The sequence below is a fragment of the Streptomyces sp. NPDC002690 genome, from assembly GCF_053592415.1.
Map to the genome: position 1 here is coordinate 1 of NZ_JBSFVR010000285.1, position 9,836 is coordinate 9,836.

The window sequence follows — 9,836 nt, forward strand, 5'->3', positions numbered from 1 at the left end:
CGGGCCCAGGTCGCGCACCCTCCACATCTGCGGACAATTGACTCAAGTCGACCGCCGCCGCATCGCCGTCACCACCCCGCCGCCGTATCGGGAGGGTTGGAGGCGAGACCTTGTCGTCACCGGTTTGACAGGTGACGATTCACATGCCAGATTAATCACCAGTCAGAACGGTGACGGATGCGCGTGAACAGGCCCGTCACGGCCGTCGAATGATCGAGAGGAACATGTCGTGGGAAACACCAAGGGCGGACGCAAGCGGCTGGTGACGGGTGTGGTCTCGACGCTCACCGCGGGACTCGCACTCGGGGCGTTCGCCCTCAGCGGCACCGCCAGCGGGGCTGCGAAGACCACTGCCGCCGGACACTCCGTCAAGCCGACGATCGTTCTGGAGCACGGCGCCTTCGCGGACGCCTCCAGTTGGAACGGCGTCATCTCCGCCCTGCGCGCCGACGGCTACCCGGTCGTCGCCGCCGCCAACCCGCTGCGCGGCCCCGCCTCCGACGCGGCCGCCCTGCGCACGGTCCTCGACCACGTCGAGGGACCGAAGATCCTTGTCGGCCACTCGTACGGCGGCAACGTCATCAGTGAGGCCGCCACCGACGACCCCCAGGTCAAGGGCCTCGTCTACGTCGCGGCCTTCCTGCCGGCCGCCGGCGAGAGCGCTCTGGAGCTGACCAACAAGTACCCCGGCTCCACGCTCCCCGACGCCCTCGACCCGGTCACCTACCCGGTCGCGGGCGGCTCCACCGCCACGGACCTGTACATCCAGCAGGACAAGTTCCGCCACCAGTTCGCCGCCGACGTACCCGCAGCACAGGCGGCCCTCATGGCCGCCGGACAGCGTCCCGTCGCGCAGGCAGCCCTGGAGGAGAAGGCCACCAGCGCCGCCTGGAAGACCAAGCCGAGCTGGGACATCATCACCACCCGCGACCTCAACATCCCCGCGACCGTCCAGCGGTTCATGGCCGAGCGCGCGCACGCCCACACCACCGAGGTCGCCGCGTCCCACTCGGTCGCCGTCTCCCACCCGCGGCTCGTCGCCGACGTGATCGAGCAGGCTGCCCGGGCCACGGTGCGCTGACGCCCGCGACGAGGCAACGCCCTTCCCCCGTACCACGGATCACGGCCGGCCGGCCGCGGATCTTCCCCCGGCGTTCCTGGTACCCGCGCCGGACCCCGGACCCGGACCCCGGACCCGGACCCCGGACCCGGACCCCGGACCCGGACCCCGGCCCGGACCTCGCCCCGACCGCTGCCCCAGGCCGAACCCGACGGCCCGGGGCAGCGCCGGTTCACGCCACGCAGGCACGGCGGTCGGCTCGCGGGGATACGACCTGCAAGATTGTTCGTCGTGAGAGGCGTCGTGAGAGGCGTTGTCGAGGCGTTGTCGAGGCGTTGTCGAGGCGCGGGTGAGGCGCGGGTGTGGCGGAAGCCTGCGCACCACCACCGCCCTCGGAGCCCCGAGCGGCCGACAGCGGAACCGCCACTCACGCCGTCAATGGCAGTCGGTCAGGCGTTCCAGTGCCGTCGTCGCCACACGCAGCACCGCGTGGAGTTCCGTCACCTCGGTGACGGTGGGACGGACCACGCGGGACCATTCGCCGGACATACTCGGCCAGACGGCGAGCAGAACGTGACCGTGGGCGAGGCCGAGGTGGGCCCTGACGTCCACGCGTCCTTTGCTCGTGGGCACCCAGGACAGCAGGACCTGCCCCCGCGGTACGCGCGAGGGGCCATCCAGCGGCATCCAGGTGGCCATGAGCCCGCCGCCCGTCGGCGTGACGAGCGCGCCGCGGGCGTCGGCCGGCATAGGAGCCTCGGTCAGGGCGGAGAGCTGGACGGGCGGCCCGGACGCCTCGGGGTTCCGTACCAGGGTGAGGACGGGGCCCCCGGTACGGGGTCTCCCGGAACGCCGTCCCGACGAGGCCGGCCCGGCCGGCGAACGCCCCCGGCAGTGTCGGCTGCACCTGTGATGGCTCGTCACGTTTCTCTCCCTCCGTGCGCGGTCCGCCGCGCTTCGCGTCGCCAGTCTTCCGGAGGCGCGGTGCCGGCCACATCCGTCATCTGACTGCGGCAGGAAGTGATGGCCCGTCAGGACCGGTCGTCCCCCGCGCCCTCGCTCCGCTCCGCACGCTCCAGCACCCGCAAGGCGGCTTCGAGCGCCGGCCCCGCGTACGGCGTTGAGTGGATGGTCACCTCGTCGAGCTGGGCGAGGAGCCAGGACAGGCGTCCGCCACCGGCGTACGTCAGGGCGAGGCTTCCCTCCCACGCCGTCCCGCGCAGGTGTTCCGAAGTGATCCGACCGTCCTCGGCGTGGGCCACCAGGAGGCGGGACGCCATGGCACGCTCCAGCGGCCCCGGCCTCCAGCGCCCCCCGTCGAGATCGGAGGTGAGGGTTTCGACCAGATCGGTGAGCCGTTCCACCGCGAGCGCGGCGCGATCCTGGACAGCCGTGGACGAGAGCGGGGTGTGTGACATGGGTATGCGGGGCCTCTGCTCAGAGTGATGTGCGTTCATTTCACCTGTTCCGCCCCTGTGCGAGCGTCCAGAACGCATGTCGGCGCCGGGTGCGGGGCAGTGTAGGTTTGAACACCAGAATATGTGTCTCGCAGGTCTTCCGGCACCGGCTCATGCCGCGGGGCGTCGTGCGGGCACGGGAGATGAAACACGGCAAGGTGTGTGTCAGGCATCAGCCCTTGGTCCACGACGCCGTATGCCCACAAGAGAGGCCGAGTTTCGATGAGGTCCGACGCGCGCTCCAACCGGCTGCGTATCCTCGAAGTCGCGACGGAGGTGCTCAACGGCCCCGGTGACACCTCACTCAAGTCCATCGCGCACAGAGCGGGCGTCGGCAAGGGAACGCTCTACCGTCACTTTCCGAGCCGCGAGTTCCTGGTGCTCCAGGTGTACAGCGGCGAGGTGGGGGACCTGGTCACCGCCGTACCCGTGCTGCTGGACACCCTGAGCCCGCAGCAGGCATTGCGGGCATGGCTGGAACGGCTGCTGGGAGTCGGCAGGTGCGCGCCGGAGTTCGCCGACACGATGGGCGGGGTCCACAGCCAGCTGACGGCGCAGTGCCAGGAGGCGTACCGGCCCCTGCTGAACGCCTTGTCCGCGTTGATCGCGGCGAACGAGGTGGCCGGAACCATCGTGTCCGGGGCAACCGCGGAGGACGTACTGTTGCTGCTCGGTCCCTTGTGGCAAGTGGAGCCGAAGGACGAACCGCGCGCGAGGGCGGCACGGCTCTTCGAGGTGCTGATGCGGGGTCTGTGCAGTCCGGACACGGTCCGGGCGGCCCCCGCTCTGACGGCGGCGGCCCGGCAGCCACGGTGAAGGCGCCCGGTCTCCCCGCGCGGGTGGTCCGCCCGGTCCACGGCAGGCTGCATCTGTTGCTCACCCTCGACTCGCTGGTCGTGGTGCTGATCTCGGTCAACCGCAAGGCGGACGGCATGCTCGCACCCGTCGCGGACAACGGCTTCCTGCGTCGGGTCGAAGCCAACAACATGCTGCTCGGACTGTGCACGGTTTTGCTGTACTACCTGGTCGCCGCCCACCTGGTGACCGGTTCCCGGCACCAGGTCCGACCACGTGCGGTACTCGCCCTGGGGGCGGTGTTCATCCTGGGCGCGTACCTCTACGCGTTGAGCCTCGGCGACCACGAGATCACCAACTACCTGCACGGACGGTTCTGTGCCGAGAGCCTGCCCGAGGTCTGCCGGGTGATCGCCTTCAACGACGACGTCTTCTCCGACGTCGTCTTTCTCTTGGGGTTCACGCTCCTCAACGTCACGATCATGCTCACTCAGCTCCTCTTCCCCACCGACCGGGCGCCGCGCCCGTGGGACAACGTCCTGCTCGTGGTGAACGCCCTGTTCATCGGTGCGGGTATCACCGCCAACCTGGCCTTCGAGAAGGCGGGGTTCGACACCCTCGTCATCGGTGCCACGGCCGTCGTGGCCCTGTTCCTGCTGCTGCGTGCGCCCCGGCAGCCGATGCTGCGTTTCTACGCTGTCGCCTACACCGCCGGGCTTCTGGTTACGGTACTGATCGAGGCGGTCTGATCCGACTCGTCCGACCGGCCGGACGTCCGACCGGGTGGCGGGCCGCACTCAGCAGTAGTCGTCGCCCTGGTAGAGGGTGAGCAGCCGCACGGTCTCCACGTAGAGCCAGGTCAGGGTCAGCGTGAGCCCGAATGCCGCCGTCCACGAATGCGCGCGGGCGATCCCGTGGGCGATGCCCTTCTCCACCTGCCGCAGGTGCAGGAATGCGAACGATGTGCCGAAAGCGAGGCCGACGACGCCCATGAAGACGCCGAGGCCGAACGGGGCGAGGCCCAGCATGTCCGCGCCGGTGAGCGGGAACAGCAGCCAGTTCGCGAGGACGAGCAGGCCCGCGCCGAGCAGCCCGCCGCCGACGTAGCCACGCGCCCGGCGATGAGCCCGCAACCATCGCAGTCCGTGGGCGAGGAGCGCGCCGGCGCAGGCGGCCATCGTCGCGAGCACCGTCTGGACGAAGACGCCCGGCGAGAGGTGGCGGGACGTGGTCGCGGCGAGCATGCCGAGGAACACCCCCTGGAAAGCCGCGAACGCCAGCGTCAGGACCATGGACGGCAGGTTCCGGCGGCACTGGACCACCACCAGCGCCGCGGCGATCAGCGCGGCGACGCCCGTGATGCCGTAGGAGGCGCCGTCGCCGAGGGTCGTGAGCGACGGCAGGGTCCACGTCAGCCCGGCTGCGAGAGCCGAGACGCCGAGAGCCACCGCCGCGCGGGAAAGGACCCCGTCCATGGTCAGCAGGTCACCGACGAGGACCGGTACGGGTGCGGTCCCCTCGCCGGGAGCACGGTCCGTACCGCGTACGGTCCCGGACCGGCTCCTGGCGACGGGAACCTCGGCCCGCGGGTCCATGACCGCGGTCTTCTGCCCGCCGCTCCGCTTGAACTGCGGGCGGGAGAGTATCGGGTTGCTGCTCTTCAACGAACGCTGTTCGACCGGTATCACGCCAGTTCCTCTTCTCCCTGGGGGACGTACCGGCACCCGGCCGCCGAGGCGGGATTCCGTCCGGCCGTCGGGCTCACCGGAAGTGTCGGCGGGCCTCAGCCTGACCGGCCGGACAAAGCGTGCGCATCAGTCAGTTGACGGTCGGGTGCGCGCCGGGCGCGAGCACCCGACGGGCAGTCACGGCAGCTCGAAGCCCAGCACCTCGGCGGCGGCCTCGGGGGTGGGCTGGGACCAGTACTCCGCCACGGCCTCGTTGCTGGAGAGCGACCGCGTGCGGGCCACGTCGAGGTAGAGCGTGCCGCGCAGGTGATCGGTCTCGTGCTGCACGATGCGCGCGGGCCAGCCGGTGAACACCTCGTCGATCGACCCGCCGCGCTCGTCCTGACCACGAAGCCGCACCCGGGCGTGCCGGGCCACCACCGCCTGCCAGCCCGGCACGCTCAGGCAGCCCTCGAAGAACGCGGCCCTGGCGTCGCCCTCGGGCTCGTAGGAGGGGTTGACCAGTACCCGGAAGGGCAGCGGGGTACGTCCACGCGCCTGGAGCGTCTCCGGGGCGCCGGGGGCAGCGTCCTCCACCACCGCGATGCTCAGCGGGATGCCGACCTGGGGTGCGGCGAGGCCCACCCCCGGTGCTGCCAGCATCGTGTCGCGCAGCGCGCGGACGAACCGTTCCAGGAGGGCGTCGTCGAGCTGTCCGTCGTAGGGCTCGGCGACGGTGCGGAGCACGGGCTCTCCGGCGGTGACGATCGGGAGCGGGCTGCCGCTCGCCAGGAGTTCCTCGACCCGCTCGGGCAGGGACCGGTGTGTTGTCGACGTTGTCATGGGGACAGCCTGCCAGTCGTGACGAGACACATGTGCGCGGGTGCTCCCTGGGCGGCTTTTGAGGCACGGTCCGGAAGCCGGTCGGCATCGACGCCCGCCGTCGCCGCCCTCCGTCCCGATGCGGGGCCCGCCGCCGTCCGCCGGTCGTGCCGGACGGCGGCGGGGCGGGACGCACGGCCCGTTGTCAGGCGGGCACGATGTTGTGGTTGAACCGGAAGACGTTGGCGGGGTCGTAACGCTTCTTCACCTCGGCGAGGCGGTCGTACCGCTCCGGCCCGTACGCCTCGCGCACACCCTGGGCGTCGGTCGCCTCCTCGGGCGAGAGGAAGTTCACCATCGCCCGGCCGGCCGCCCAGGGCGCCAGACCGTCCACGACCCTCGCGAGGTCGGCCCGCAACGCTTCCGCCCGGTCCGGCGCCCCCATCGCGAACGCGAAGACGACGAAGGGCAGACCGCGGCTGGAGACCGCGTTCGGGACGACGGGTTCGCGGTCGAACGCGCCGCCGAGCGCCCTGATCTCCACGTTCGCCAGGGTGCATGCGGAATCAGGACCGGTCAGTTCCACCAGCGTCTGCGCCGTCTTCTCGGAGAACTCCTCCAGGCAGACGCTGCGGTCGAAGTACGGCATGGGGGCCACCGGGTCCATGTGAATCTCACCGATCGCCGTGAAGGGCCTCTCCCCCACCAGGTCGATCAGCGCGGGCGCGGCCGCGCGCAGCGGGGCGACGAGTTCCGCACCGTCGTCCGCCGAGCCCAGGTAGCCGATGCGCAGGTGGACGACGAAAGCCCCGCGAAGCGGCTCGGGCAGCACGGGGAGGTCGGGCAGCCGCTGGATCGCCACGGAGGAGGTCATGTCCTCCCCCACCGTCGGCAGCCAGGCACGCCAGGCGTCCAGGACGGGGGCCAGGTGCTCGCCCGCGAACCAGATGCCGCCGCCGTAGAAGCGCGAGACGGGAAAGACGTCGAATTCGAGCTCGGTGACGATGCCGAAGTTGCCCTTGCCGCCCAGCACCGCCCAGAACAGGTCGGGTTCGCTCTGCGGGGTCACCCGGCGCAGCTCGCCGTCCGCGGTCACCACGTCCACCCGGCGTACGTGGTCGGCGGCGTAGCCCAGGCTCCGGCCCAGCAGCGGGCTCTGGCCGCCGCCCAGGGTGTATCCGACGACGCCGACCTCCGGAGCCGAGCCCGCGAGCGGGGCGAGACCCGCCTCGGCGGTGCGCGGCAGCACGTCGCTCCAGCGCACGCCCGGCTCCGCCCGTACGGTGCGTTCCTCGGCGTCGACGACGAGGCCCCGCATCCGGCGGGTCGTGACCAGCAGCCCGTCCCGGGCCGGCGAGACCACCTGATGGGCTGCCGACGCCACCGCCACGGGCAGCCCGTGCCGCACCGCGAACCGGACAGCCTCGCGGACGTCGTCGGAGCTGGTGGCGCCGACCACGACGGCGGGCCGCAGACCGCAGAGCAGGTTGTACGTGGCGCACTCCTCGTCGTACCCCTCTGCTCCCGGCTCCAGTACGGGGCCGCCCACGGACCCCCGCAGGGCAGCCAGGTCCTCCGGCCGGAAATGAACACTGGACACGTGCATCACAACCTCACTCACACATACGGAGCGCTCTTCGATATGTTCGGGTCCGTCACACGTGGGACGAACGGGAACGCTCCCGGATGCCAGAGAAACGTGCGGTGACCACTGCTTCGTTCACTTCGCGCATGTCGGATTTCGCCACAGGACGACGCGGGGCCTGCGCGGGTGGACGAGGTGCACGAGGGTGTCCGCCTCGTCCGCCTTCCGTGAGCCGGTCGGGGGCGCGCGGGGGGAGCGAGGAAGGGGCATGACCGCGATCTGGACATCTTTTGGAATGCGATGGTTGCATGGGCCCGCTCGAAGCCGAGTGCGTACGTGGCCGATTCGGCCCTGGGCACCGGGCTCCCTTACGCCGGCCGCTGGAGGCAGCCCGATGAACGAGCCGGACCCGGCAGTCTGCGCCGTCTCCGCACGGTTGGTCGGACGCGAGCGGGATCTCGCCTTCATCCGGTCCTTCTTCGACAACTCCGAGGTGCAGGGCGCGGCGCTGCTGCTCTCCGGAGAGGCGGGAGTGGGCAAGACCGCGGTGCTCGACGCGGTGGCGCGGGGTGCCGCGCGCCAGGGTGTCCGCGTCCTGCGGGCGGGCGGGGTGCAGTTCGAGGCGGACATCGGCTACGCCGGCCTCAACCAGCTCCTCGTCCCGCTCTTCGACGACTTCGAGATCCTGGACAACCCACACCGTGACGCGCTGCGGGTAGCGGTCGGGGTGGGCAGCGGACCCGTTCCCGACCGACTGCTGACCTCCACCGCGGTACTGCTGTTGCTGCGCCTGGTGTCCGCACGGTCTCCGCTCCTGATCGTCGTCGACGATCTGCCGTGGCTCGACCGGGCGACCAACGCCGTCCTCGGGTTCGTGGCCCGGCGGCTCGTCGGCAGCCGCATCGGCTTCCTCGCCGCTTCCCGTGAGGGCTCGGACAACTTCTTCGAATCCAGTGGTCTCAGTGAGCACCGGCTCCGGCCGCTCGACGAGGTGTCGTCCGCCGAACTGCTGGCCCGCGCCCACCCCGACGTCTCGCCCGCGGTCCGGCGCCGTGTCGTCGCGGAGGCGTGCGGCAATCCGCTGGCCCTGGTGGAACTGCCGACCGCGCTCTCCGCCGAGCAGCGCGCGACGCTGGCGGCGGTGCCGTCGATGCTGCCGCTGAGCGAGCGCCTCCAGGCGCTGTTCGCCTCGCGGGTCGCCGCGCTGCCCGCCCACTGCCGGGAGTTGTTGCTGCTCGCGGCCCTGGACGGCCACGGCGACCTTGCCTCGATCGAGGCCGCCGCCGTAGGCCGGGCGACCGCGGACGACCTCACTCCGGCGGAACGCGACCGGCTCGTGACGCTTTCCGCCGACAACCGCAGGATGTCTTTCCGCCATCCGCTGATCGGGTCCGCCGTGGTGGAACTGGCGACCCCCTCGGAACGCAGAAGGGCCCATCTCGCACTGGCCGGAGTGCTCGGTGACCGTCTGGAACGCCGCGCCTGGCACTTGGGCGAGGCCGCCGTGGGACCGGACGAGTCGGTGGCCTCCCTGCTGGAAGAGGCCGCGCGGCAGCAACTCGGCCGCGGTGACGCCCTCGGCGCGGTGGCGGCGCTGACCCGTGCCGCAGGGCTCAGCCCCAGCGCGGCCGACGAGGGCCGTCGACTGGCCGAAGCGGCTTATGTGGGGGTGGACTCCAGCGGTGAACTGGATGACGCCTCGCGCCTGCTCGCGGGCGCCCGCCTCATCCACGCCACCGGCAGGGAGTCTCTGCACGCGGCTGCCGCGTCCGCGTTCCTGCTGATCAACAGGGGCGGCGACATCGACACCGCGTACCGGCTGCTGGTCGGTGCGATCGAGACGGGGACACACGGCTATGACGCCTCGGACGACGCTCTCGTCGAGGCCCTGCACCTGCTGGTCCTGCTGTGCTGGTACCGCGGTGTGACGGAGCTGTGGAAGCCGCTGTTCACCTTCCTGGGCCGGCTCACCCCTGGACCGCCCGAGCTGCTGTGGGTGATCGCCCAGACCTTCGCCGACCCGGCGCGCACGGGCCCCGCGGCCCTGGCCCGCCTGACGGAGCTGATCGCCACCGTGGGTGATGCCCCTACCCAGGTGATACGCGTCGGCACGGCCGCCGTCTTCGCGGACCGGCTCGGGGACTTCCGGTGGGCCACCCACCGGCTGGTGGAGCAGGGCCGTGCGGGCACCGCGCCGGTCCGCAGGCATCTGGGCGCACTCATGCACCTGGGTCTGGACTACTTCCATCTGGGGAGGTGGGAGGACGCCGCACGGCTCGCCGACGAAGGGCTCGCCCTGTGCGAGAACCACGACTACCGCTTCTACGCGTGGTACTTCCTCTACATCCAGGCGGCCGTCGCCGCGACGTGCCCCATGTGACCGCTGTTCTCCAGGACCAGCAGCCGTGAGTCGGGGATCAGCTCGTCCAGTTCGACACCCCAGCGCATCC

General features: G+C 71.2%; 9 protein-coding genes. 4 read left to right on the forward strand and 5 right to left on the reverse strand.

Annotated elements, in window-relative coordinates; translation table 11 throughout:
- The first annotated feature begins 229 nt into the window (after nt 1–229).
- Nucleotides 230–1,081, forward strand: a complete 852-nt coding sequence (locus ACWD3D_RS27415) for an alpha/beta fold hydrolase (protein ID WP_451463462.1) — start codon at nt 230–232, stop codon at nt 1,079–1,081.
- 414 nt (nt 1,082–1,495) lie between these two features.
- Here ACWD3D_RS27415 and ACWD3D_RS27420 read toward each other — a convergent pair whose 3' ends face one another.
- Both ACWD3D_RS27420 and ACWD3D_RS27425 read right to left on the reverse strand, forming a co-directional pair.
- Complete coding sequence (locus ACWD3D_RS27420; protein WP_451463463.1) at nt 1,496–1,810, reverse strand: hypothetical protein; 315 nt, start codon at nt 1,808–1,810, stop codon at nt 1,496–1,498.
- Between the two features lie 281 nt (nt 1,811–2,091).
- A complete protein-coding gene (locus ACWD3D_RS27425) occupies nt 2,092–2,478 on the reverse strand; it encodes a hypothetical protein (RefSeq protein ID WP_451463464.1) in 387 nt (128 codons plus the stop codon).
- 261 nt (nt 2,479–2,739) lie between these two features.
- On the opposite strand from ACWD3D_RS27425, the gene ACWD3D_RS27430 reads away from it, so the two are divergent.
- Nucleotides 2,740–3,333 (forward strand): TetR/AcrR family transcriptional regulator, encoded by a 594-nt coding sequence (locus ACWD3D_RS27430; RefSeq protein WP_451463465.1) that lies wholly within the window; start codon nt 2,740–2,742, stop codon nt 3,331–3,333.
- 56 nt (nt 3,334–3,389) lie between these two features.
- Nucleotides 3,390–4,061 carry a hypothetical protein gene (locus tag ACWD3D_RS27435; RefSeq protein WP_451463466.1) on the forward strand — a complete coding sequence of 224 codons (672 nt, stop codon included), beginning with the start codon at nt 3,390–3,392 and terminating at the stop codon, nt 4,059–4,061.
- A 48-nt stretch (nt 4,062–4,109) separates the two neighbouring features.
- Here the strand turns inward: ACWD3D_RS27435 and ACWD3D_RS27440 are convergent, their stop codons facing one another.
- The 3 genes from ACWD3D_RS27440 to ACWD3D_RS27450 form a co-directional block, all read right to left on the reverse strand.
- Nucleotides 4,110–5,000 carry a Bax inhibitor-1/YccA family membrane protein gene (locus ACWD3D_RS27440; RefSeq protein ID WP_451463467.1) on the reverse strand — a complete coding sequence of 297 codons (891 nt, stop codon included), beginning with the start codon at nt 4,998–5,000 and terminating at the stop codon, nt 4,110–4,112.
- Between the two features lie 177 nt (nt 5,001–5,177).
- Nucleotides 5,178–5,822 (reverse strand): peptide deformylase, encoded by a 645-nt coding sequence (locus ACWD3D_RS27445; RefSeq protein WP_451463468.1) that lies wholly within the window; start codon nt 5,820–5,822, stop codon nt 5,178–5,180.
- Between the two features lie 184 nt (nt 5,823–6,006).
- Nucleotides 6,007–7,407, reverse strand: a complete 1,401-nt coding sequence (locus tag ACWD3D_RS27450; RefSeq protein ID WP_451463469.1) for an FAD-binding protein — start codon at nt 7,405–7,407, stop codon at nt 6,007–6,009.
- Nucleotides 7,408–7,780: 373 nt separating this feature from the next.
- Here ACWD3D_RS27450 and ACWD3D_RS27455 point away from each other — a divergent pair, with 373 nt between their 5' ends.
- The gene (locus tag ACWD3D_RS27455) at nt 7,781–9,766 is read left to right on the forward strand and encodes an ATP-binding protein (RefSeq protein WP_451463470.1); all 1,986 of its coding nucleotides are present in this window, start codon (nt 7,781–7,783) and stop codon (nt 9,764–9,766) included.
- The last annotated feature ends 70 nt before the right edge of the window (nt 9,767–9,836 follow it).

Bases quoted from the DNA above. Each gene is read 5' to 3' on its own strand.
- ACWD3D_RS27445 (WP_451463468.1), bottom strand. From the start codon at position 5,822: ATGACAACGTCGACAACACACCGGTCCCTGCCCGAGCGGGTCGAGGAA.
- ACWD3D_RS27420 (WP_451463463.1), bottom strand. From the start codon at position 1,810: ATGCCGGCCGACGCCCGCGGCGCGCTCGTCACGCCGACGGGCGGCGGG.
- ACWD3D_RS27450 (WP_451463469.1), bottom strand. From the start codon at position 7,407: ATGCACGTGTCCAGTGTTCATTTCCGGCCGGAGGACCTGGCTGCCCTG.
- ACWD3D_RS27430 (WP_451463465.1), top strand. From the start codon at position 2,740: ATGAGGTCCGACGCGCGCTCCAACCGGCTGCGTATCCTCGAAGTCGCG.
- ACWD3D_RS27455 (WP_451463470.1), top strand. From the start codon at position 7,781: ATGAACGAGCCGGACCCGGCAGTCTGCGCCGTCTCCGCACGGTTGGTC.
- ACWD3D_RS27425 (WP_451463464.1), bottom strand. From the start codon at position 2,478: ATGTCACACACCCCGCTCTCGTCCACGGCTGTCCAGGATCGCGCCGCG.